Consider the following 20,686-nt stretch of genomic DNA (forward strand, 5'->3'; position numbering starts at 1 on the left):
GCTACCCGCAGGGACTGGGAGCGGTCGGAACCGTTTTCAGCGATACGGTTAGCGCCGGTGCGGTCAGCACCACCTTCGGCTACGCGGTGGATGCTGGTGCGGTCGGAACCCCCTTCAGCGACAACGGAACCCTGGGGCAGGGCAAAAGCAGTGGCGGACAGGCTGGCGATGAACAGGCTGGCAAGGATTTGCTTTTTCATTTTCGGGCACCTCGGTGAGGGGGGTGGAATTCGTCTACGGGGCCCATGTTACTGATACGTTTTCGATCAAGAAGTGATCCTGCGTGATGGTTACCATCGACACCGATGATAGTTATTGGTGTCCTATTAAAAACAATGAGTTAGTGATTTTTTGAGAGGGCTATTGCGCAATGTGGAAAGGCTATTTCCTTGAATTGGCATAATCGATTTATTCGATCAATGTAGGCGATAGCGTCTCTCCATCGTTCCCGCTGTTGTGGTTTTTATCTTGCGGATAAAGCCGCGCAGCTTGCCGAGAGCGGCGTGCTAGAGCGCTTCCAAGACTGTTCGCGTTTTGCAAACACTGTTGTCGCCTGCCTTGGAATTGTTGGTTGCGGGTGCCGCTCGTAACGTTCACTCACCCACTACAACAACAAACGGTGAATGAGATGAGCACTGCCGCGTTCCGTACTGTCTTCGGCTCGCTCGACGACCATCGCATGGGGTCGATCGAGATCATCCAGGGCGAAGCCCGCCATTACGCTTTCTCCAATATCTTCGACGTCGCCAGCCGTTCCGCTCCCTATGAAAAGGTCGTGGTCGGCCTGAACCTCGGCTATGTCATCGAGACCCTGCGCGCCGAAGGCACCTCTCCCTGGTACACCGCCGCCCACGACGAGTTCGCCATCTCGGTGGACGGCGAGGTGCGGGTGGACTTCCTCAAGCTTGAAGAGCCACTTGCCGAAGGTGAGGGCACCCAGTTGGCCGGCGAGCAGCCCAAGGGCCGCCCGATGGGCTATGTCCTGCTCAAGCGCGGCCACCAGGCCCTGTTGCCGGCCGGCTGCGCCTATCGCTTCGAAAGTGCGCGCCCGAACGTGTTGTTGCTGCAGACCATCAAGGGACCGCTGTCGGTGGAGAAGTGGGCAGACATCTGCCTGAAGTGACAGCCCCGACCGACAACCAGAACAAGAGGACATCCACCATGGCCATGCTCGAAACCCTCGATACCTCCGCCAGCTTCGCCGCCGATGAAGTCGAAGCCAGCCTGCCTGATTCCGTTACCGGCTACCGCAGCTTCAAGCTGGGCGCCTTTACCCTGTCCCGTGACGAATACTTCGTGCGTATCCAGTGGCCAGCCAAAGGCCAGGAGCGCTCGCACCTGATTCCCGCCGACGCCTTCCTGCGCGCCACCATGCGCGATGTGGCCTGGGGCTTCTTCTACGGCTGGGTGAACTTCGACGAAGTGATCGGCACCCGTAACCACTACGGCAAGGTCGATCTCTATGCCGGCACCTTCAACGGCGTGCTGAGAACCGCTGGTGTGGATTACACCGAGCAGTTCGAGACGCCGAAGATCATGGCCACTTTCAAGGCCATCCTGCGTGACTGGACCAACGCCGGCTTCGACCCCTTCGCCGCGCCGGAGGAAACCGGCAGCGCCTTCGGTCGCAAGAACGGCGACAACATCGAAGCCATCGAGCGCTTCCGCGTGGCCACCCGGCGCATGCCGGGCCTTCCGGATGATTCGCCGTTGCGCAACGACCTGCCGGTGAACCGCCAGTTTGTCGATGTGCCCCAGGATGAGCCGGAGATCCACGTTGCCGAAGGCTTCGAGGGCGAACTGCATGCCTTCAACCTCTACAAATACCTGTCGCGCTCCGATGTGACCTGGAACCCCTCGGTCAGCTCGGTGTGCAAGGCCAGCCTGTTCTGCCCGACCACCGAGGAGTTCATCCTTCCGGTGTTCCACGGCAACGACCGCGTGGAGTGGTTCCTGCAACTCTCCGACGAAATCATCTGGGATGTGGCTGACAAGGACGACGGTGCGCCACGCGCGCGCATCACCATGCGTCCCGGCGATATCTGTGCCATGCCTGCGGACATCCGCCACCAGGGCTACTCCACCAAGCGCTCCATGCTGCTGGTGTGGGAGAACGCCACGCCAAACCTGCCGCAGCGCTACGAGAGCGGCGAGCTGAAGCCCTACCCGGTGGAGTTCTGATCCGTTCTGCTCCCTCTCCCTCTGGGAGGGGGAAGTACTTCACGTCATACACAGACGCCGCAGTTCGCCGCGGCGCCCGGAGAGCTTTTCCCATGCAAAACCAACTCTTCATCGACGGCCGTTTCGTACCGGCCCTGAAGGGCGGGACTATCGAGGTCCTGTCGCCCCACGACGGCTCGCTGATCACCCGGATCGCCGCCGCCGAAGCCGAGGACGTGGACCTGGCAGTGGCTGCCGCCAAGCGGGCTTTCCCGGCCTGGGCCGCGCTGTCCGGCGCCGAACGCGGCCGCCTGCTGCTGAAGCTGGCGGACAAGATCGAAGAACACCTTGAGGAACTGGCGCAGCTGGAGTCCCTGGATACCGGGCACCCGATCCGCGATTCCCGCAGTCTCGACGTACCGCGCACGGCTGCCTGCTTCCGTTACTTCGGTGGCATGGCCGACAAGATCGAGGGCGCGGTGATTCCGGTGGAAGCGGGCTTCCTCAACTATGTGCAGCGCAAACCCATCGGCGTGGTCGGCCAGATCGTGCCGTGGAACTTCCCGTTGATGTTCACCAGCTGGAAGATGGGTCCGGCCCTGGCCGCCGGCAACACGGTGGTGATCAAACCGTCGGAGATCACCCCGCTGTCCACCCTGCGCATCGCCGAGCTGATGAAGGAAGTTGGCTTCCCCGATGGCGTGGTCAACGTGGTGCCGGGCTACGGCCATACCGCCGGCCAGCGCCTGGCCGAGCATGAAGACGTGGGCAAGATCGCCTTCACCGGTTCCACCGCCACCGGTCGACGCATCGTCGAAGCCTCCCAGGGCAATCTCAAGCGGGTGCAACTGGAGCTGGGCGGGAAGGGCGCCAACATCGTCTTCGAGGATGCCAACCTGGAGGCCGCCGTGAATGGCGCCGCCTGGGCCATCTTCCACAACCAGGGCCAAGCCTGTATTGCCGGCTCGCGGCTGATCCTCCACGAGCGCATCGCCGACGAGTTCCTCGAGCGTTTCATCGGCCTGGCGCGTTCCATCCGCCTGGGCAGCCCGCTGGACCCGAATACCGAAATGGGTCCGCTGACCTCGGCCCAGCACCGTGATCGGGTGCTGGCCTACGTTGATATCGCACGTGCCCAGGGCGGGCGCGTCCTCAGCGGCGGCAAGGCGCCCAGTGATGCGGCATTGGCCGACGGCTACTACATCGAGCCCACCGTCGTCGAAGCCCAGCCGGATCATCGCGTGGCCCAGGAAGAGGTGTTCGGCCCCTTCGTCACCGTGCTGCGCTTCTCCTCCGACGAAGAAGCCCTGGCGATTGCCAATGGCACCCAGTACGGCCTTGGCAGCGGTCTCTGGACGCGTGATTTGCAGCGCGCCCACCGCATGGCGGCGAACATCCACGCCGGTATGTGCTGGATCAACTGCTACAAACGCGTCAGCCCCGGTAGCCCCTTCGGTGGCGTCGGCCAGTCCGGCTATGGCCGCGAGATGGGCTTCGAGGCCATCCACGACTACACCGAGGCCCGCTCGGTGTGGGTCAACGTGGACGCCAAGATCCCGCCCCATTTCAAGCGCTGAGGTCCACCATGAATCCCTTCATCTACCAAGGCCTGGCCTCTCGCGTGGTATTCGGCTGGGGCAAGCTGGAAACCCTGGCCGACGAACTGGACAAGCTCGGCGCCCGCCGCGCGCTGATTCTCACCACGCCGGAGCAGCGTCACCTGGGCGAGCGCGTGGCGGGCATCCTCGGCGAGCGTGCCGCCGGGGTCTACCCGCAGGCGGTGATGCATGTGCCGGTGGAAGTGGCCCGTGCCGCCCGTGAAGAGGCGGCCCGGCTTGGCGCCGACTGCTGCGTGGCCATCGGCGGCGGTTCCACCATTGGCCTGGGCAAGGCGATTGCCCTGGAATCCGGCCTGCCGATCCTCGCCGTGCCGACCACTTATGCGGGCTCGGAGATGACCCCCATCTATGGCATGACCGAGAACCGCCTGAAGAAGACCGGGCGCGACTTCCGCGTGCTGCCGAAAACGGTGGTCTACGACCCGCAACTCACCTTGAGCCTGCCGACGGCCATTTCCGCCTGCTCCGGCATGAACGCCATGGCCCACGCGGTGGAAGCCCTCTACGCCCAGGACGCCAACCCCATCATTACCCTGATGGCGGAGGAGTCCATCCGCGCCCTGGCCGAATCCCTGCCGGGCGTGGTGGCCAACCCGGAAGACGCCGAAGCCCGCAGCCGGGCGCTCTATGGCGCCTGGCTGGCCGGTATCTGCCTGGGCTCGGTGGGCATGGCCATCCACCACAAGCTCTGCCACACGTTGGGCGGCACCTTCAACCTGCCCCACGCCCAGGCCCATGCGGTGGTGCTGCCCCATGCCGCCCACTACAACCGCGAGGCCGCCGCCGAACCCTTGCGCCGCGCGGCCCGTGCCCTGGGCGGGAAAGAGGCGGGTGAGGTCGGGGCGCTGCTGTTCGCCCTGAATCAGAGGCTGGGCATTCCGGCGTCCCTCGCCGAGCTCGGCTTGCCCGAGGAGGGGCCAGCGGAAACGGCGGTGATCGCCTGTTCCAGTCCCTACTTCAACCCGCGCCCCTTCGAGCAGGACGCCATCGAAGCCATGCTTGTCCGCGCCTGGCAGGGCCTGCCTCCCGCGTGACGTTCTAATCCCTCTCCCTTCAGGGAGAGGGAACTTCCACGCCACTCGCCGTCACCGACCCAACGGGAACACAAGATGAACAACATCCCGCCTAACGAAGCGAAAATTTCTGCCCGGGCCGTTGCCGCCTTCGCCAACACGCCCAACCCGCGTCTGCGCCAGGTGGTGCAAAGCCTGGTTCGCCACCTCCATGCCTTCGCCAGCGAGGTGGAGCTGACCGAGGAGGAATGGCTGGAAGGTATCCGCTTCCTCACTGACACCGGCAAGCAGTGCGACGGCATCGTGCGCCAGGAATTCATCCTGCTGTCCGATGTGATCGGCCTGTCCATGCTGGTGGACGCCATCAACCACCGGGCCAGTGAAGCGGCGACCGAAACCACGGTATTCGGGCCGTTCTACATTGCGGGCATGCCCGAGCGCGGCCATGGCGAGAACATGGCCTTCACCCCGGGTGAACAGGCCCTGGTACTGGGACGTGTGCTCGACGCGGCGGGTGAGCCCATCGCGGGTGCCGTTCTGGATGTCTGGCAGACCGCCGAGAACGGCATGTACTCCGGGCAGGACCCGGATCAACCCCTGACCAACCTGCGCGGTCGCTACCGCACGGACGAGGAGGGGCGTTTTGCCATCCGCACCATCATCCCGGTGAGCTACCCCATTCCCACAGACGGCCCGGTGGGGCGCCTGCTCCAGGCCAGCGACCGCCATCCGTGGCGCCCGGCGCATCTGCATTTCATGGTCATGGCGCCCGGTCACCGCACCCTGGTCACCCACTTGTTCAACCATGACGACCCGTACCTGGAGTCGGATGTGGTGTTCGGCGTGAAGGATTCTCTGAAGGTGGTCTATCAGCCGTGCCAGGCGAACCATCCACTGGCGGCCCGCCATGACATTGATGGGGCCTTCCGACTGGCCAGCTACGACTTCGTGCTGGAGCGCGAAATAGCATGAGTCAGTACTTCGCCGTTTTCGCCACCGACAAGCCGGACCAGCTCGGCCTGCGCAACCAGGTGCGCCCGGCCCATCGGGAACACTTGCGCAACCCCTATCCGCACCGGGTGGTGGTGCGCCTCGGGGGCCCCACCCTGGACAACGGCAACGGCCGCATGAACGGCACCCTGCTGGTGGTGGAAGCCATGAGCCTGGCCGAGGTGCAGGCCTTTCTCGGTGATGATCCCTACGTACGCGCCGGGCTGTTCGAACACATCGAGATCCGCCCCTGGAACTGGGGTCTGGGCAATCCGGAGCTGCGGGGATGAACGCCCTCTGCACGTTGGACGCCATCACCGATGGTGGCGCCCTGGCGCTGAACACCGAACTGGACGGCCGCACCCAGGCGCTGGTGCTGGTCCGTCGCGGCGAGGATGTATGGGGTTATCGCAATCGCTGCCCGCATTTCTCGGTGCCGCTGGACTTCCGTCCCGGTGAGTTCAGCACCTACCGCAGCCAGGTGCTGATGTGTGCCCATCACAGCGCCCTGTTCCGCTTCGAAGACGGTCAGTGCATCGAAGGGCCCTGCGAAGGCAGCCGGCTGGACGCGGTGCCGGTGCGGGTAGTGGAGGGGAGGGTGATGCTCCTGCTGTAGGGGAGAATTCATTCGCCATGTCTGTGTAGGAGCTGGCTTGCCAGCGAAGCGGGACCATTCGCTGGCAAGCCAGCTCCTACGGGCAATGCAGTCAGTAGCCCGGATGAAATCCGGGGAAATTCCAATCGCCGCTCCCGGATTTCATCCGGGCTACGAACTGTATGGGCGAATTCATTCGCCAAGCCGGCCCGTGGCCTGCCCTGGGCGCCTGCGAGGGGCAGCTTCGCTACCCTTGGCGAATGATTTCGTCCCCACAAGGTGTGCGACCTGCAAATGCGTGCCTTAACAAATGCCAATGCCCAATTCCGCCTAACCTGCAATAAAGGCTCATCGCCCCCTATTGGCAGCAAGAGATGAACCTGTTCGAAGACATGCGGGTATTCGTGGTGGTGGTCGAGGCCGGTAGCTTTTCGGCAGCGGCGCAGCGGCTGAACATCGCCAAGTCGGTGGTCAGCCGGCGCATGAGCGCACTGGAGCGGCACCTGGAGTGCCGGTTGTTCAACCGCACGACCCGGCGCCTCAGCCTCACCGAAACCGGCCTGGATTATTTCGAGCGCACCCAGCGCATTCTTCGTGACCTGGTCGAGGCCGAAGAAGCCACCCGCAGCCTGCAAAGCGAACTGCGCGGGCGGTTGCGCCTGGCGGCGCCCATGTCTTTCGGCCTCAAGTACCTGTCGCCGGCGCTCAATGAGTTCATGCAGGCCCATCCGGGATTGGAGGTGGAGCTGGACCTGAACGACCGCTACGTGGACCTGGTCAACGAGGGGTACGACCTGACCCTGCGCATCGGCCGCCTGCCCGATTCCACCCTGGTAGCCCGCGAGCTGGGGCCTTGTCCCCATGCTGTCTGCGCCAGCCCCGGCTACCTTGCCGAACGCGGCACCCCCGAGGTGCCGGAGGACCTGCGCGAGCACCAGTGCCTGGGGTACAAGAACCGCGCCAACAGCAGCCAGTGGCAGTTCCTCATGGGGCGTGAGTGGCGTTCGGTGGCGGTGCGGCCGCGGCTGATCGCCAACAATGGCGAGGTGCTGGTGCAGGCTGCGGTGGATGGCCTCGGGCTGGTGTCGCTGCCGCGCTTCCTGCTGGAGGAAAACCTGGCCAAGGGCCGGCTGGTGGAGGTGCTGCAGGACTTTGCGTTGCCCAGTTCGCAGATCTACGCGGTCTGTCCCCCAGGGCGCCGTTTGCCGGCCAAGGTGCGGGCCTTCATCGACTTCCTCGTAGAACGCTTTTCTCGCTAGCCGCCGGGGACTAGGCTAGTGGCACTTTTCAGCAAACGGATAGTGCTATGTCCACCGAGATTCATGCCCAGTTCGCCGAAGCCCCCCTCACTGCCATCGAGGCCCGACTCGTCGGTAGCCTGATCGAGAAGCAGGCGACGACCCCCGAAGCCTACCCGTTGACCCTCAACGCCCTGGTGCTGGCCTGCAACCAGAAGACCAGCCGCGAACCGGTGATGAACGTCACCCCGGGCCAGGCCGGCCAGGCACTGCGCAACCTGGAGTCGCGTGGCCTGGTGAAGCTGGTGATGGGCAGTCGCGCCGACCGCTGGGAGCAGCGAACGGACAAGGCGCTGGAAATCGTACAGCCGCAGTTGATCCTGATCGGCCTGCTGCTGCTGCGTGGCCCGCAGACCCTGGGCGAACTGCTGACCCGCAGCAATCGCATGACCGACTTCGACGACACCGAAGACGTCCGCCATCAGCTCGAGCGCCTGATCGCGCGTGGGCTGGTGGTGCTGATGCCGCGCCAGGGTGGCCAGCGCGAGGATCGTTACATGCACCTGATGGGCGAGCCGGCGGATCTGGAGGCCCTGATGGAAGCGCGCGCCAGCCAGCCGGAGCGTGGTGAGTCCCGTGCTGCTGCCGATGCGCGCATCGAAGAACTGGAGGCCCGGGTCGCCGACCTGGAAGCCCGTCTGGCGCGTCTGGAAGACCGCGGCGAGTAAAGAACTGCGGGGCGCCGGCTGTCCGTCGATGTCGCCCCGACGATTTCCCTGCGTGACCCGACCTGCGATCCTGTCGCAACCGTGAAACACCGCCCCTGAGGTATCCATGAAGATCAGCTCGGACTTCGACAGCGGCAATATCGAAGTGATTGACGCCAGCAACCCGCAGCAGGTGCTACTGGCCATGCGCCCGGACCTGAAGAGCCACCACTTCCAGTGGTTCCACTTCAAGGTCGAGGACATGACCCCCGGCCAGCGCCACGGCTTCAGCCTGACCAATGCCGGGCAGTCCGCCTACAGCCACGCCTGGGCCGGCTACAACGCCGCCGCCTCCTACGACCAGGTCAACTGGTTCCGAGTCCCCAGCAGTTTCGACGACAAGGGCCTGCACTTCGCCCTGGAGCCCACCCACGAGCAGATCTGGTTTGCCTATTTCGAGCCTTACAGCCGTGCCCGTCACGACTGGCTGATCAGCGAAGCCCTGGACAAGGCCGGCGCCGAGGTCGTGGCTATCGGTACGAGCATCGAGGGTCGCGAGATCCCGCTGCTGCGCGTGAGCCGCAACCCGAATGCCCAGCGCAAGGTCTGGATCATCGCCCAGCAGCACCCCGGCGAGCACATGGCCGAGTGGTACATGGAGGGCGTGATCGAGCGCCTGTCGAAGCGCGGCGATGCCGAAGTGGACGCGTTGCTGGCCAAGGCCGACCTTTACCTGGTGCCGAACATGAACCCGGACGGCGCCTTCCGCGGTCACCTGCGTACCAACGCCGCCGGCAAGGACTTGAACCGCGCCTGGCAGTCGGCCGACGACACCGAGACGCCCGAGGTGTTCTTCGTCCAGCAGCAGATGCGCAAGGTAGGTGTAGACCTCTTCCTCGACATCCACGGCGACGAGGAAATCCCCCACGTGTTCACCGCCGGTTGCGAAGGCAACCCCGGCTATACGCCGCGCCTGGAAGCCCTGGAAAGCGAGTTCCGCCAGCGCCTGGTGGACATGGGGGCGGAGTTCCAGACGAAGTTCGGCTACCCCCGCGACGAGCCGGGCAAGGCCAACACCACCCTGGCCTGCAATGCGGTGGGCATGGCCTTTGACTGCCTGTCGTTCACCATCGAGATGCCATTCAAGGACCACGACGACAACCCGCACCCGCGCACGGCCTGGAACGGCGACCGTTCCAAGCGCCTGGGCAAGGACGTGCTGACGGTGATCGCGGCAATGGTGGACAAGCTGCGCTGAGCGCAGCGTAGCCCATCCTACAAAGGTGCCACCGCGCTTTTCGTAGGATGGGTAGAGGAACGACACCCATCAGCGTGGCCCGGCCGTGGCACTCAAACCCCGCATTCGTTCTGCAGGTTGGCCTGGGTGATGTTGCTGCCTTCCGGCACGCTGCGGGTCAGCCAGACGTTACCGCCGATGGTGGAACCCTTGCCGATGGTGATGCGGCCGAGGATGGTCGCGCCGGCATAGATCACCACATCGTCCTCGACGATCGGGTGACGCGGTTGCCCCTTCTGCAGATTGCCTTCCTCGTCCGATGGGAAGCGCTTGGCGCCCAGGGTTACCGCCTGGTAGATGCGGACACGCTCGCCGATGATCGCGGTCTCGCCGATGACGACGCCCGTGCCATGGTCGATGAAGAAGCTCTTGCCGATCTGTGCGCCGGGGTGAATGTCGATGCCGGTGGCCGAATGGGCGATCTCGGCGATCATCCGCGCCAGCAACGGCAGCCCGGCCTTGTAGAAGTAATGGGCCAGGCGATGGTGGATCACCGCATGCACGCCCGGATAGCAGATCAGCACTTCGTCGACGCTGCGCGCCGCCGGGTCGCCCTGGAAGGCGGCCAGCACGTCGGTATCCAGCAGCACCCGCAGCTTGGGCAGGGTGGCGGCGAATCCCTTGACGATCTCGATGGCCTGGCAGGCGATGTCATCGCCGCTGGCGCCATTTTGTCGTGCGGCGTAGGAGAGCTCGCGGCGCACTTCACCGGCCAGGGCATTGAGCGCGACGTCCAGGGTGTGGCCGACGTAGAAGTCCTCGCTTTCCTCACGCAGGTCTGCCGGGCCGAGGCGCATGGGGAAGAGGGCGCCGCCCAGGGCCTCGATGATATGCCCGACAGTGACGCGCGACGGCAGTTCGCGGCCGCCACGGTCCTGCAGGCGGCCATGCTGGCTGCGCCATTGGGCGCGGGCATCGCGCAGGTCGTTGACGATCTGGTCGAGCTGCCAGTTCACCGGCTGGCAGCCGGTGGCGACGTAGGGAAGTCTGTTCATTGGGGTACCTGTATGGCGCGGTCCGGATCGCTATAGCGTGCGGAGAATCACCTGTTTTCCGCAAGAGGTGATTTGCGGTAAACCTGTGCTCAGTCGGCTGGCACCAGGGGCTGGGCCTGCTGGCGCGGCGGTGCCGTGACAGTACAACCGATGGAGGCAAGGATGATGCAGAGGATCGCCAGCCACTGCAGCAGCGACAGGTGCTCGCCGAGGAAGATCAGCCCGGAGAGCGCGCCGAATGCCGGCTCGATGCTCATCAGGGTGCCGAACGTCTGCGCTGGCAGGCGGGTGAGGGCGATCATTTCCAGGGTGTAGGGGATGGCCGTGGAGAGCAGGGCGACGGCCAGGGCTACGGGCAACAGTTCCGGGCGCAGGAGGTCGGTGCCGGCGTGCACGATGCCGACCGGGGCGATGAAGAGGGCGGCCACCAGCACGCCCAGCGCGGCACCCTGCATGCCGTGGTCGCTGCCGGCCCGCGCACCGTAGAGGATGTACAGCGCCCAGCAGATGCCCGCACCCAGGGCGTAGGCCATGCCGGTCAGGTCCAGGTGGCCGCCGGTCTTGCCGAGCGGCAGCAGGAGCCAGAGACCCAGGGCCGCCAGGCCGATCCAGATGAAGTCGATGGCCCGCCGCGAAGCGAACAGCGCCACCGCCAGCGGCCCGGTGAATTCCAGCGCGACGGCGATGCCCAGCGGGATGGTGCGCAGGGACATGTAGAACAGCAGGTTCATGCCGCCCAGGGCCAGGCCGTACATGATCAGCGGTCGCAGGGACGCCTTGCTGATGCGCGCGCGCCACGGGCGCAGGATCAGCGCGAGGATGATGGCGGCAAACACCAGGCGCAGGGTGGTGGTGCCCTGGGCGCCGATGACCGGGAACAGGGTCTTGGCCAGGGAGGCGCCACTCTGGATGGAAGCCATGGCCACCATGAGGACGGAAACTGGCAGCAGGGTGGAGGCGAGGCGGCTCGACAGCGGGGGCATTTGGCGGAATCCGAAATGTAGAAGGGCTGGCGTCTTGATATGCTTATGTGCAACATAATGCGCAAAAGCCAGGGTATGAGCAATATGTTGCCCAAATCGGATGAACGTCCCAACGTCCTCGAACACGTCTCGGAAAACGTCCGCCGTCTGCGTCGCGCAGCAGGTCTGAGCCAGGAAGCCCTGGCCACGGCTGCAGGTGTCAGCCGGCGCATGCTGGTGGGCATCGAGGGTGGCGATGTGAATGTCAGCCTGGCCACCCTGGATCGCATCGCCGCGGCCCTTGGGGTGCTGTTCCCCGATCTGGTGCAGCAGCCGGATCGTCCCGACCGTTCCCGTATCAATGCCGTGGCCTGGGTGGGCAGCAAACCGGGCAGCCGCGCCACCCTGCTGGCCAGTTCGGCGACTCGCCATGAAGTCGAGCTCTGGAGCTGGTCACTGGCGCCGGGCGAGCGCTACACGGCTGAGCCGGATGCCGAAGGCTGGCGCGAGATGATCTTTGTGATCGAGGGCAGCCTCAGTGTGCTGCGCGGCGATGAAAAGCAGCGGGTCGAGGCCGGAGACTTCCTGGTGTTCGGCAGTGACCGACTTTACACCTATGCCAATGAAGGCGAGGTGGTGGTGCGTTTCGTTCGCAATGTGCTGACCTGAACCTCAGAGATAGCCGGAAGCCTCGTAGTGGGTGGACGGCGCTTTTTCGTCCGCCGTCCGGCGCGCGAGCGTTGATGGAGGAGGGCCGTTACGCCTGCTCGTCCTCATCCCCGGCGTCACCGCCGAAGGCATCCAGGCAGCGCAGTAGGTGCTCGCCGTCGGTTCCAGCCAGCTTCCAGCAGCCGGTCTCGGCGTCGAAACCTGCGCTCTGCACGGCAGCCTGGGTGAAGCGCCATTCGCGGCGGGTGCGACCGTCAATGCACTCGACCCGCAGCAGCTGGGCGTCGGGATCACCCGGCTGGCCGGCTTCCAGCGCGTCCAGCAGTGTGTCATCCAAGTCGAACTCCCAGGCGTGAAGGTCGTCGATTTCCAGCATGTCGGCGGCCAGTAGGGCATCCAGCAGGGTTGGGTGAGTCATGGGACGTGTATCCATCAATCGGTCGAGTGGCGCGGGATGATAAGCCAGGACGCCCGTCATTGCTCGGCCGAGCTTGCCAGGTACTGCTGGTTTTCATCGCGAATGCGCCGGCCTTCTTCATCGTAGAGGAAGGGCAGGAACATATAGCGGCGCCCGGCAGTGACCGGGGTGGCCTCATGCAGCAATGAGCAGGAGAACACCACGGCGCCGCCCGTTGGGGCGCTGTACAGGCTGCGGCCGAACTCCGGGAAGCGCAGGCAGCCACCTTCGTACTCGCCGCTGTTGAGGAACAGGGAGACGGCGAAGCGGCGGTGGGCGGTGCCCTTGGTGGTGTTGTCGCGATGGGGGCGGAAGTGGCCGCCTTCTTCGGCGTCGTAGCAGGCCACCAGGTAACGCTCCATGCGCGTGGCATGGAACTGGAACGCCTTGAGCAGTTCCGGCACCAGCCGTGTGGTGATGCGGTGGGCGCAGGTGTCGCGCAGTTTATCGTCGTCCAGGGAGCAGTCGCGGCGGCGCTTGTGGTCATGCTTGACCTCCTCCACCGTCTTGCCGTCACGCTCGATCATGTAGCCGGACTCGGTACCTCCATGCCGGTCGTAGTAGTCGATCAGCGCTTTGCACAGGCCCGGCTCGAAGATCCGTGGGATAACCAGCACCGGCGCCTGGGCCCGGGCGATACTCGCCGGGCGTATGGGGTCCTGGGCCTGGAGCAGGGCGAGGAGGGCGTCCACATGGCCTTCGCCACCGGGCCGGATGGGCAGCGCGGCGATTACCCGCAGGCGCGGGTCGAGCAGGTAAGTCATCTGGCGGATGGCGCCGTTTTCCCGTTGCACGCCATACAGGTTGCAGATGGTGCGGTCGAAGTCCCAGAAGAAGCGGATGCCGGGCAACAGGTCACGGATGCGCTGTTGCTCGCGATCACGCGGGTCGACCGTGACGCCGAAGAAGCTCGCCTGGTCGTCGTCGAAGCGCTCGCGGCGCGCCAGCAGGTCGGTGAGTACGCGCGCTGCCGTCGGGTCCGAGGATGACCCCAGGAAGCTGAGGGCGATATAGCGCCCGGCGACGGTATCGAAGGTGAAGCGTTCCCGGCTGGGGGTGCTGCTGGTGAACCAGGGCACCGCTTCGCCCGGGTCCACGGGGGAATTGCGCTGGGTCATGGTTGCCTCCATCTGCTTGAACTCAAGCTAGACCACCCGCATTCCGCGTGCCTTGCCCGCCGCCGGACGCGGCGTCGCAGGGTATGACCGGTGCTTTACTCGTTCCCGGGCGGCCAACCTATGCCGGGTTCAAGCGGAGAGGCTGGTTCTGACCGGGGCTTGCCGACGCCCGGGAGGCGGTCGGTTCCGGGCCACTCTGTAGGCTGGGCCGAGTGCAGCGAAGCCCAGCCTACAGATGCGCTGGTCTCAATAGTCGTTCTTGCACCCGGTTCCCCAGACCAGGTACTCGATCGTCTTCTCTTGCATCTGGCTGTCCTCATACGTCATGCGCGCCGGCCCGATACCGCAGAAGGTAGAGAGGTCGGTCATCTGCACCACCCGGGCGATATCCAGGTGCACCCCGTACTCGTACTGGGTAACGGGCTGCGTCGCCTGGTCGGTCGTGGCGGCCAGGGCGGCGGTGGAGGCAAGGCTGAGAGTCAGGGCGACGACAAGGGTTTTCATAGTGGATTCTCCTGCTGGAGAGGGGAGGTTGCGGGAAGTCCCGCGTCTACTGACCGTCAGGCATCGGGCGAATGCCGCTGCCGGTGGTCATGCTCGAGAGCACGCCATCCCTACGGATGAGCGCGTGATAGAGGGCCGCCGCCAGGTGCGCCAGGATGCTGATGAACAGCAGGTACGCCAGTACAGTGTGGGCCAGGCGCAGCGAGGCATAGAGCCGGGCGTCCTGCGGGGCGATGGGCGGCAGCAATACGGACTCGTGGAGCGCCACCGGGTAGCCCCCAGCGGACTGCATCGCCCAGCCCACCAGCGGCAGGGCGAGCATCAGGGCGTACAGCATCAGATGGGACAGCTTGGCGACTGCCCGTTGCCAGCCGGGCATGTCACCGGGCAGGGGCGGTGTGGGACTGGCCAGGCGCACGGCCAGACGGATCAGTACCAAGGCCAGCAAGGTCACGCCCAGGGGCTTGTGCAGGGCCACCAGGGTGCTGTGGCGCGGGGACAGGTCGTCCACCATGCTGACGCCGATGAAGAGCATGGCCAGCAGCAGGATCGCCATCAGCCAGTGAATGACCCGCAGCAACAGGCTGAAATGGGTGGGCGCAGTCATTGTTGGGCTCCTTGCTCGGCATGGGGCGCACCTTCGCGGGTGCGGCGGTTATAGGACACGGCGTAGGCGGCCGAGCGGGCGGCGAGGATGGGGTCGTCGGAGGTCTGGATGCCGTCCGGCAGCACCAGCGGGTCGAAGTTGATGTCGCGACAGGCGCCTGTGTCCTGGGGCTCGGCGCTTTCTACCACCAGGGTGCCGGCGTCCACCTGGCGGCGCTCGGCCGGCCACTGGCGGGTGGCGTCGTGGGTCGGGTCGCCGGGTTCGGCCAGCGTCAGTACGAGGTGCCAACGCAGCGGGCCCTGGGCCAATCGCTGTTGCAGATCATGACTGAGAAAGTCCGGATCATTGCCGGCCTCGCCCAAGGGGGCGAAGGGTGCCTCCGGCAGCACGGACCAGCGCACGTATTGGCCATTGCCGGCGGCATCCACCAGGCGGAAGGCGTTGATGCCGTTGTAGGCGACGTTGGCGAAGCTGTTGCTGGGTTTCGCGGCCTGCGCCCATTGGCGGAACGCGGCGCTTTCCGGGTGGGCGGCAAAGAAGGCCTGCATCCTCAAAGGGTCGGGCTTGCCGGTGGCCGGGTCAGGGCGCGAGGCCAGCACCTGCTCGTAGAACGCCTCCGGGGTGGCTACCGGCAGCACCGGTGGCGTGTTCATGCCGGTGCGCCACTGTTCACCGCCGGGCAGCTGGAACAGCAAGGCCATGCTGCGAGTGGGAACACCGGCATCCGGGGCATGGGGGTTGCTGCCGCCGATGGCCAGGCGGCCGATCACCGGCACCTTGCCAGGGGCGAAGACGCTGGCGCGGGACAGCTTCTCGGCCTGGCCGCTGCTCTCGAAATGGCCCGCAATGCAGATGCCCTTCGCGTGATTCTTGCGGTAGCCGGGGAACTTGCCTGCATTGGCCTCGAAGGCGTCGATGATCTGGTGCGGGGTGAGGCGCTCGCTACCGAGCCAGCCGGCGGCATAGCCAAAACCTGCAGCCAGGCCGCCGACGGCGACGCCGATCAGGGCCAGTCGGGCGGCCAGGTCGAACCCCTTGGGTGTTGCCTTGCTCATGCGATACTCCCGGGCCATATGCCCTTGTCCATGAGCCGGTGAGACGCGGCGCCCCAAGCTTTATTCCCGACGGGGAATAAAATCCTGCTTCGCACGTCTTCCTGTCGCACCCTTGGCAGAAGCGGCACACAACCTGACTATGAACATGATCGATGACGCGGAACTGCGGGAGTTGTTACAGCGGCTGCGGCGATTCGCGCTGTGGCTGACGCGCAATGCCAGCAGCGCCGATGACCTGGTCCAGGCGACCCTGGAACGGGCGCTGTCCCGCTGGAGCAGCAAAGGCGACGGCAACTTGCGCGCCTGGCTGTTCGCCATCCTCTACCGGCAGTTCCTCGATGGGCAGCGCAAGGCCCGTCGCCATGCGCGGCTACTGGAGTTCTTCGGTGGCCGCAGCGAGGAAGCCCCTTCCACCGAAGAGCTGGTGGTCAACCAGGCCACCCTGGAAGCTTTCGGCCGGCTGCCGGCGGAGCAACGTGCACTGCTGTTGCTGGTGAGTGTGGAAGGCCTTAGCTACAAGGAGGCCGCCGAAGCCCTCGGGATTCCCATCGGCACCGTGATGTCCAGGCTGTCCCGCGCACGCAAGGCGCTGCGCGAACTGGCCGAGGGCGAGATGTCCAACCCTCAGCTACGGGTACTCAAATGAACGCATTCCATCCCAGCGAAGACGACCTGCACGCTTATCTCGACGGTGAGCTGGACGCCGAGCAGTGCCAAGCGGTGGAGGCCTATCTGGCGGCCAATCCGGAAGCGGCCGCCCAAGTAGAGGCCTGGCGGCGCGACGCCCAATGGTTGCGTGCTGCGCTGGCGAATCCGGGCTTTGCCCCCAACCCGCGCCTAGAACCGGTAGCGATCCGCGCCTCGCTTCGCGCCCGCAAGCAGCGCCGCCTGGCCCTGGCAGCGTCCTTCGTGCTGGCGCTGGGCGCAGGAGGCCTGGGCGGCTGGCAGGCGCGGGACATGAGCCTGCTGGCGTCCAACCCACCCATGCAGGATGCCCTGCAGGCTCATCGGCTGTTCTCGACCAGCCCGGTGGTCGATATCCAGGCGCGTGTGCCGGGGGAGTTGCAGGCCTGGCTGGACCAGCGCTTCAGCCACGCGGCGCGGATTCCCGACCTCAGCCCCTATGGCTTCACCCCAGTAGGCGGCCGCTGGCTGGTGACCGAGCAGGGCGCCGCAGCCTTGCTCCTGTTCGAAGACGGCCAGGGGCAGCGGGTCAGCCTGTACCTGCGGGCGCCGGGCTCGTTGTATCCGAGCATGCAGAAGGGCCAGCGCCGTGATGGCGAGCTGGAGGCGCGGTACTGGTCGAGGGACGGCTACAACTACGCGCTGGTCAGCCGGGAAGGGGACCCGCGCGGGGAAGTGCTGGGACGGGCATTGTCATTCTGATAGGGAGGCCCCTCCCGGATTTCATCCGGGCTACGCCCCCGCAAGAATCGCCAGCTCAGATCCGTAGGATGGGTTGAGGCACGAAACCCATGCGGAGCATGGCTGATGGCTTCTCACTTGCTACTTTGGCAGCATCGCGGCTGTTCCAACCGTCTTCGGCCAGCCGGACTTTGAGGATGGCGGTCTCGCGGGTGAAGGGCGGAACTGGTGGGCGAACTTCGGACGTAGACATGGCGGTTGCTCCTGGCGGCAAAGGTGAATGGGGGATGGCGCTGCTCAGTTGGCCGATAAAACGCGATTCAGGCGAGTGGAGCGGTGGGCGGTCGTTCGCAATGCTCGCCACAAGCTCGAGAGGCGACCTGCCGATACATGCGTCGACTCTTCAACGAGACTGGCAGGGTGCTCAAGCGGGGCGACCAACTGCGGTAGCAGAAGGCTCGCCTCCCATTCCATTGCATCAGCGCCCCGCGACGAGATTGGCGAGTCGTCCCACGACAGGAGCTGGTCCATTTCCCAGCTACGGAAAGCTGTTCTGTTCATCTCGCAGCTCCTCGCTAAAGATCAAGGACCAGGGGAAGTGGGGTGCCCTCGGTTTGCGCTGGTACGGCGCAGCAGATCAGCACGTTGTCGCCGTCCGGCAACTGCGCCGGTGGATTGGTGTAATGCACGGAGCCACTGATCAGCCGGGCGGCGCAGGTTCCGCATGAGCCGCCACGACAACTGAACGCGGGCGTCAGGCCACGGCTTTCGGCCAGTTCCAGCAGGCTTCCGCTGTCGGGCTTCCAGCGCGCTTCGGTTGCAGATGCAGAGAAATACACCGGCACTGGCACTTCGGCCGCCGGTGGCTGAACCCATGTCGGTGGCTGTTCGGTTTCCGAGCGGCGCAGCGCAGAGGGGCCGAATGCCTCAGCATGGATGCGATGATCCGGGATGTTCACCCCACGCAGACCGTCGTACATGTCCTGAAGAAATCCGGCTGGGCCGCAGAGGTAGAAGTCATAGTCATCCAGTGGCAGTCGTGCCTTGACCTGGGCGAAGGCCAGGCGGCCTGCCAACTGGTAATCACGGTCGAGTAGCGCCTCGGTTCCGGGATTGCTCAAGGCACGATGGATATGCAGCAGCCCAGCCGAGCACTGCAACAACTCCGCCAGCTCCAGCTGAAACGGCAGGTCCTCCAGCGTTCTTGCGCTCTGGAACAGGTGGATCTTGCGTGTCCTCTGGTGTTGCTGGTTTTGCGCTACCAGCTCTCGGACCATCGAGATCATTGGGGTGATGCCAACGCCGGCACCGATCAACACCACCGGTCGTTCGTTTTCATCAACCAGGGTGAAGCTGCCCAACGGCACCCGCACCTCCAGCAGATCACCCACCTGCACGTGCTCGTGCAGGTGGCGCGAGGCCTTGCCCTGCAGTTTCACGCTGATGCGGATATGCCCATCGGAAGGCGCGCTAGAAACGCTGTAAGTCCTGACCAGAGCCTCTTCCTCTGCACCCATGATGCGCATCGGCAGGTGCTGACCTGCGACGAATGGCACTACGGCGCTGTCCTGTGGTTCAAGGTAGAACGAGCGGATATCCCTGCTTTCCTGCTGTACTCGCGCGACTCGCCATTGCTGCCATTGCCGGCGTTGTTCGTACTGCCGCACACGCTCGTCGGCTTCATCCCAAGTCCCGGTCGCCAGGCTGGTGGGGGCGTAGCCGTGAAACTGCCAGCGAATGGCCACGGCGGCCGGGCGAAGGACCACGTGCTCAACCTCGACGCTCCAAAGGCGCTCCGCGCCTTCGAAGGAATTGATCAAGGGACTGTCCAGCAGCAGCTCGCTGCGCCCGCTGAGTTGCAGCATGTCGCCGGTGGCAAAGTCGATGAAAAGCAATCCGGCGATCGGGTTGGTATGCAGGTTCCCCAGGGTGTTGAAGAACAGGTTGCCGGCGTAGTCGGGAATGGTCAGCCGGTTGCCTTCGACTTTCACGAAACCGGCACGTCCGCCTCGATGGGAGACGTCTACGGAGCGATTGTGGGCATCATGATCGACGTAGCTGGCGATGAAGAACGTATCGGCCGTGCGAATCAGGGCGCTGGTGTATTCGTCTAGCGCATTGAAATCTCGGCGCGGCGCCTTGCTGCTCGCTGACTTGGTGACGCGTGTATAGGAGCGCTCCTGAATGTACTTGGGGCAGTTACCGTAGGAGTGCTCGACCGAAACCTCGAGCCCCTCGGCCGAAGCCTGCTGGATCACGCCATTGATGCGATTGCGCCGACGCGTATGCAGCTCGATCCCGAGCATGCCGATCGCATTGCCTGCCTGCAGGCCAGAGGCGGCCGGGTCGCGCGGATCGGTTTGTACAGCCAATAGCAGGTGCTGCGGGTCAGCGGAAGTGACGAAGCCTTCTGGCCCTTCGAGCAGAGTGGCCCAGGGGCGACCGTCCGTATCTACAGCACCGACCACGATGAATGGCAACTGGTGATAGAACTCACGGTGTTGGTCAGGCATGTAGTTGCGGATGACCTTCTGCCCGATCACTTCCATCTGCTCGGAGGCATGGACAATTTCCTGAAGCGCTCGCTCGCCGGCGTGCCACGGTGATTTACGGTGCTTGGGCAGATGGTCCATGGCGGGCGCTCCTCGGGAGAGCTGCCGGGGCTCCGGCAGCATGGTGAGTATTCAGCTGGCTTGCAGACCTGCGGCGGTGCGCTGCATGGGAACGAAGCCTGGCAGTGCTTCGATACGTTGCAGCCAGGCACGCACATTCGGGTACGCCTCCAGCGATACATTGCCTTCCGGGGCGTGGGCGATGTAACTGTAGTTGGCCACATCGGCGATGCTGGTCTCGGTTCCCGCCAGGAATGGGCTGTCGCTGAGTTCGGCCTCCATTACCTTGAGCAGGGCATGGGCGCGGGCGATGACCTCGTCGGCATTGAATGCCGCACCGAATACCGTGATCAGCCTCGCGGCGGCCGGGCCATAGGCGACCTGGCCAGCAGCCACCGACAACCAGCGCTGGATGCGCGCCTCGGTGAGTGGGTCTTGTAGCTGCCAGCTACCGTTGCCGTATTTCTTTGCCAGGTAGACCAGGATCGCGTTGGAGTCACTGATCAGGGTGCCGTTGTCGTCTATCACGGGTACTTGGCCGAAGGCGTTGATAGCAAGGTAGTCGGCTGTTTTGTGGGCGCCGTTTGCCAGGTCGACAAACACCAGCTCGGTGGGCAGGTTCAGCAGCGAGAGGAACAGCTCGACGCGGTGGGAGTGGCCGGACAGCGGGTGGCGATACAGCTTGATGGCGTTTGGCATGGCGATGGCTCCGTTTGGGTCGTG

The 20,686-nt window shown here is 64.8% G+C and carries 22 protein-coding genes and 2 pseudogenes; 13 read left to right on the forward strand and 11 right to left on the reverse strand.

The window, feature by feature from the left end:
• Positions 1-200: pseudogene (locus G559_RS30650) on the reverse strand (hypothetical protein); the annotation flags it as partial.
• A gap of 428 nt (positions 201-628) precedes the next feature.
• Between G559_RS30650 and G559_RS0127255 the strand changes: the two are divergent.
• The 10 genes from G559_RS0127255 (at position 629) to G559_RS0127300 (ending at position 9,580) form a co-directional block, all read left to right on the forward strand.
• Positions 629-1,123 carry a cupin domain-containing protein gene (locus tag G559_RS0127255; protein WP_028631266.1) on the forward strand — a complete coding sequence of 165 codons (495 nt, stop codon included), beginning with the start codon at positions 629-631 and terminating at the stop codon, positions 1,121-1,123.
• 38 nt (positions 1,124-1,161) lie between these two features.
• Positions 1,162-2,181, forward strand: coding sequence for a hydroxyquinol 1,2-dioxygenase (locus G559_RS0127260; protein ID WP_028631267.1), 1,020 nt, complete (start codon positions 1,162-1,164; stop codon positions 2,179-2,181).
• A gap of 92 nt (positions 2,182-2,273) precedes the next feature.
• The gene (locus tag G559_RS0127265; protein ID WP_028631268.1) at positions 2,274-3,737 is read left to right on the forward strand and encodes an aldehyde dehydrogenase family protein; all 1,464 of its coding nucleotides are present in this window, start codon (positions 2,274-2,276) and stop codon (positions 3,735-3,737) included.
• Between the two features lie 8 nt (positions 3,738-3,745).
• Positions 3,746-4,813: a maleylacetate reductase gene (locus G559_RS0127270; protein ID WP_028631269.1), complete on the forward strand. Its 1,068-nt coding sequence runs from the start codon at positions 3,746-3,748 to the stop codon at positions 4,811-4,813.
• 75 nt (positions 4,814-4,888) lie between these two features.
• A complete protein-coding gene (locus tag G559_RS0127275) occupies positions 4,889-5,764 on the forward strand; it encodes an intradiol ring-cleavage dioxygenase (RefSeq protein ID WP_028631270.1) in 876 nt (291 codons plus the stop codon).
• On the forward strand, positions 5,761-6,072 hold the full coding sequence (locus G559_RS0127280; RefSeq protein ID WP_028631271.1) for a YciI family protein: 312 nt from the start codon (positions 5,761-5,763) through the stop codon (positions 6,070-6,072). Before G559_RS0127275 ends, G559_RS0127280 begins: the two co-directional genes overlap by 4 nt.
• Positions 6,069-6,398, forward strand: a complete 330-nt coding sequence (locus tag G559_RS0127285; protein WP_028631272.1) for a Rieske (2Fe-2S) protein — start codon at positions 6,069-6,071, stop codon at positions 6,396-6,398. Before G559_RS0127280 ends, G559_RS0127285 begins: the two co-directional genes overlap by 4 nt.
• 353 nt (positions 6,399-6,751) lie before the next feature.
• Positions 6,752-7,636 carry a LysR family transcriptional regulator gene (locus tag G559_RS0127290; protein WP_028631273.1) on the forward strand — a complete coding sequence of 295 codons (885 nt, stop codon included), beginning with the start codon at positions 6,752-6,754 and terminating at the stop codon, positions 7,634-7,636.
• A 47-nt stretch (positions 7,637-7,683) separates the two neighbouring features.
• Positions 7,684-8,343 carry a YceH family protein gene (locus G559_RS0127295; RefSeq protein ID WP_028631274.1) on the forward strand — a complete coding sequence of 220 codons (660 nt, stop codon included), beginning with the start codon at positions 7,684-7,686 and terminating at the stop codon, positions 8,341-8,343.
• 106 nt (positions 8,344-8,449) lie between these two features.
• A complete protein-coding gene (locus tag G559_RS0127300; RefSeq protein WP_028631275.1) occupies positions 8,450-9,580 on the forward strand; it encodes a M14 family metallopeptidase in 1,131 nt (376 codons plus the stop codon).
• A 92-nt stretch (positions 9,581-9,672) separates the two neighbouring features.
• Here G559_RS0127300 and epsC read toward each other — a convergent pair whose 3' ends face one another.
• Together epsC and rhtA are read right to left on the reverse strand one after the other, a co-directional pair.
• The gene (gene epsC / locus G559_RS0127305) at positions 9,673-10,614 is read right to left on the reverse strand and encodes a serine O-acetyltransferase EpsC (protein WP_051246937.1); all 942 of its coding nucleotides are present in this window, start codon (positions 10,612-10,614) and stop codon (positions 9,673-9,675) included.
• A gap of 89 nt (positions 10,615-10,703) precedes the next feature.
• The gene (rhtA, locus tag G559_RS0127310; RefSeq protein WP_028631277.1) at positions 10,704-11,597 is read right to left on the reverse strand and encodes a threonine/homoserine exporter RhtA; all 894 of its coding nucleotides are present in this window, start codon (positions 11,595-11,597) and stop codon (positions 10,704-10,706) included.
• 57 nt (positions 11,598-11,654) lie between these two features.
• Between rhtA and G559_RS0127315 the strand changes: the two genes are divergently transcribed.
• Positions 11,655-12,245: a helix-turn-helix domain-containing protein gene (locus G559_RS0127315; RefSeq protein ID WP_028631278.1), complete on the forward strand. Its 591-nt coding sequence runs from the start codon at positions 11,655-11,657 to the stop codon at positions 12,243-12,245.
• An 88-nt stretch (positions 12,246-12,333) separates the two neighbouring features.
• Here the strand turns inward: G559_RS0127315 and G559_RS0127320 are convergent, their stop codons facing one another.
• The 5 genes from G559_RS0127320 to G559_RS0127340 form a co-directional block, all read right to left on the reverse strand.
• Positions 12,334-12,663, reverse strand: a complete 330-nt coding sequence (locus G559_RS0127320) for a DUF5629 family protein (RefSeq protein ID WP_028631279.1) — start codon at positions 12,661-12,663, stop codon at positions 12,334-12,336.
• A gap of 56 nt (positions 12,664-12,719) precedes the next feature.
• Positions 12,720-13,820, reverse strand: a complete 1,101-nt coding sequence (locus tag G559_RS0127325) for a 2OG-Fe(II) oxygenase (protein WP_028631280.1) — start codon at positions 13,818-13,820, stop codon at positions 12,720-12,722.
• Positions 13,821-14,066: 246 nt separating this feature from the next.
• Positions 14,067-14,324 (reverse strand): DUF2790 domain-containing protein, encoded by a 258-nt coding sequence (locus tag G559_RS0127330; RefSeq protein ID WP_028631281.1) that lies wholly within the window; start codon positions 14,322-14,324, stop codon positions 14,067-14,069.
• 46 nt (positions 14,325-14,370) lie between these two features.
• Positions 14,371-14,931, reverse strand: a complete 561-nt coding sequence (locus tag G559_RS0127335; RefSeq protein ID WP_028631282.1) for a cytochrome b — start codon at positions 14,929-14,931, stop codon at positions 14,371-14,373.
• Complete coding sequence (locus G559_RS0127340; RefSeq protein WP_028631283.1) at positions 14,928-15,986, reverse strand: catalase family peroxidase; 1,059 nt, start codon at positions 15,984-15,986, stop codon at positions 14,928-14,930. Before G559_RS0127340 ends, G559_RS0127335 begins: the two co-directional genes overlap by 4 nt.
• Before the next feature lie 139 nt (positions 15,987-16,125).
• Between G559_RS0127340 and G559_RS0127345 the strand changes: the two genes are divergently transcribed.
• Together G559_RS0127345 and G559_RS0127350 are read left to right on the forward strand one after the other, a co-directional pair.
• Positions 16,126-16,632 (forward strand): sigma-70 family RNA polymerase sigma factor, encoded by a 507-nt coding sequence (locus G559_RS0127345; RefSeq protein ID WP_028631284.1) that lies wholly within the window; start codon positions 16,126-16,128, stop codon positions 16,630-16,632.
• Positions 16,629-17,372, forward strand: coding sequence for an anti-sigma factor family protein (locus G559_RS0127350; protein WP_028631285.1), 744 nt, complete (start codon positions 16,629-16,631; stop codon positions 17,370-17,372). Before G559_RS0127345 ends, G559_RS0127350 begins: the two co-directional genes overlap by 4 nt.
• Positions 17,373-17,490: 118 nt before the next feature.
• Here the strand turns inward: G559_RS0127350 and G559_RS30175 are convergent.
• The 3 genes and pseudogenes from G559_RS30175 to G559_RS0127360 form a co-directional block, all read right to left on the reverse strand.
• A pseudogene (locus G559_RS30175) lies at positions 17,491-17,604 on the reverse strand (DUF1348 family protein); the annotation flags it as partial.
• Between the two features lie 322 nt (positions 17,605-17,926).
• Positions 17,927-19,984 (reverse strand): pyridoxamine 5'-phosphate oxidase family protein, encoded by a 2,058-nt coding sequence (locus G559_RS0127355; RefSeq protein ID WP_028631286.1) that lies wholly within the window; start codon positions 19,982-19,984, stop codon positions 17,927-17,929.
• Between the two features lie 51 nt (positions 19,985-20,035).
• The gene (locus G559_RS0127360) at positions 20,036-20,662 is read right to left on the reverse strand and encodes a glutathione S-transferase family protein (RefSeq protein ID WP_028631287.1); all 627 of its coding nucleotides are present in this window, start codon (positions 20,660-20,662) and stop codon (positions 20,036-20,038) included.
• Between the last annotated feature and the right edge of the window lie 24 nt (positions 20,663-20,686).

The organism is Metapseudomonas resinovorans DSM 21078, from assembly GCF_000423545.1.
GTDB classification, from domain to species: Bacteria; Pseudomonadota; Gammaproteobacteria; order Pseudomonadales; family Pseudomonadaceae; genus Metapseudomonas; species Metapseudomonas resinovorans.

Coding starts and splice junctions, on each gene's coding strand:
- G559_RS0127260 (WP_028631267.1), top strand. CDS start 1,162: ATGGCCATGCTCGAAACCCTCGATACCTCCGCCAGCTTCGCCGCCGAT.
- G559_RS0127265 (WP_028631268.1), top strand. CDS start 2,274: ATGCAAAACCAACTCTTCATCGACGGCCGTTTCGTACCGGCCCTGAAG.
- G559_RS0127315 (WP_028631278.1), top strand. CDS start 11,655: ATGCGCAAAAGCCAGGGTATGAGCAATATGTTGCCCAAATCGGATGAA.
- G559_RS0127355 (WP_028631286.1), bottom strand. CDS start 19,984: ATGGACCATCTGCCCAAGCACCGTAAATCACCGTGGCACGCCGGCGAG.
- G559_RS0127280 (WP_028631271.1), top strand. CDS start 5,761: ATGAGTCAGTACTTCGCCGTTTTCGCCACCGACAAGCCGGACCAGCTC.
- G559_RS0127325 (WP_028631280.1), bottom strand. CDS start 13,820: ATGACCCAGCGCAATTCCCCCGTGGACCCGGGCGAAGCGGTGCCCTGG.
- G559_RS0127295 (WP_028631274.1), top strand. CDS start 7,684: ATGTCCACCGAGATTCATGCCCAGTTCGCCGAAGCCCCCCTCACTGCC.
- G559_RS0127300 (WP_028631275.1), top strand. CDS start 8,450: ATGAAGATCAGCTCGGACTTCGACAGCGGCAATATCGAAGTGATTGAC.
- epsC (WP_051246937.1), bottom strand. CDS start 10,614: ATGAACAGACTTCCCTACGTCGCCACCGGCTGCCAGCCGGTGAACTGG.
- G559_RS0127350 (WP_028631285.1), top strand. CDS start 16,629: ATGAACGCATTCCATCCCAGCGAAGACGACCTGCACGCTTATCTCGAC.
- G559_RS0127340 (WP_028631283.1), bottom strand. CDS start 15,986: ATGAGCAAGGCAACACCCAAGGGGTTCGACCTGGCCGCCCGACTGGCC.
- G559_RS0127360 (WP_028631287.1), bottom strand. CDS start 20,662: ATGCCAAACGCCATCAAGCTGTATCGCCACCCGCTGTCCGGCCACTCC.
- rhtA (WP_028631277.1), bottom strand. CDS start 11,597: ATGCCCCCGCTGTCGAGCCGCCTCGCCTCCACCCTGCTGCCAGTTTCC.
- G559_RS0127255 (WP_028631266.1), top strand. CDS start 629: ATGAGCACTGCCGCGTTCCGTACTGTCTTCGGCTCGCTCGACGACCAT.
- G559_RS0127290 (WP_028631273.1), top strand. CDS start 6,752: ATGAACCTGTTCGAAGACATGCGGGTATTCGTGGTGGTGGTCGAGGCC.
- G559_RS0127335 (WP_028631282.1), bottom strand. CDS start 14,931: ATGACTGCGCCCACCCATTTCAGCCTGTTGCTGCGGGTCATTCACTGG.
- G559_RS0127275 (WP_028631270.1), top strand. CDS start 4,889: ATGAACAACATCCCGCCTAACGAAGCGAAAATTTCTGCCCGGGCCGTT.
- G559_RS0127330 (WP_028631281.1), bottom strand. CDS start 14,324: ATGAAAACCCTTGTCGTCGCCCTGACTCTCAGCCTTGCCTCCACCGCC.
- G559_RS0127285 (WP_028631272.1), top strand. CDS start 6,069: ATGAACGCCCTCTGCACGTTGGACGCCATCACCGATGGTGGCGCCCTG.
- G559_RS0127345 (WP_028631284.1), top strand. CDS start 16,126: ATGAACATGATCGATGACGCGGAACTGCGGGAGTTGTTACAGCGGCTG.
- G559_RS0127320 (WP_028631279.1), bottom strand. CDS start 12,663: ATGACTCACCCAACCCTGCTGGATGCCCTACTGGCCGCCGACATGCTG.
- G559_RS0127270 (WP_028631269.1), top strand. CDS start 3,746: ATGAATCCCTTCATCTACCAAGGCCTGGCCTCTCGCGTGGTATTCGGC.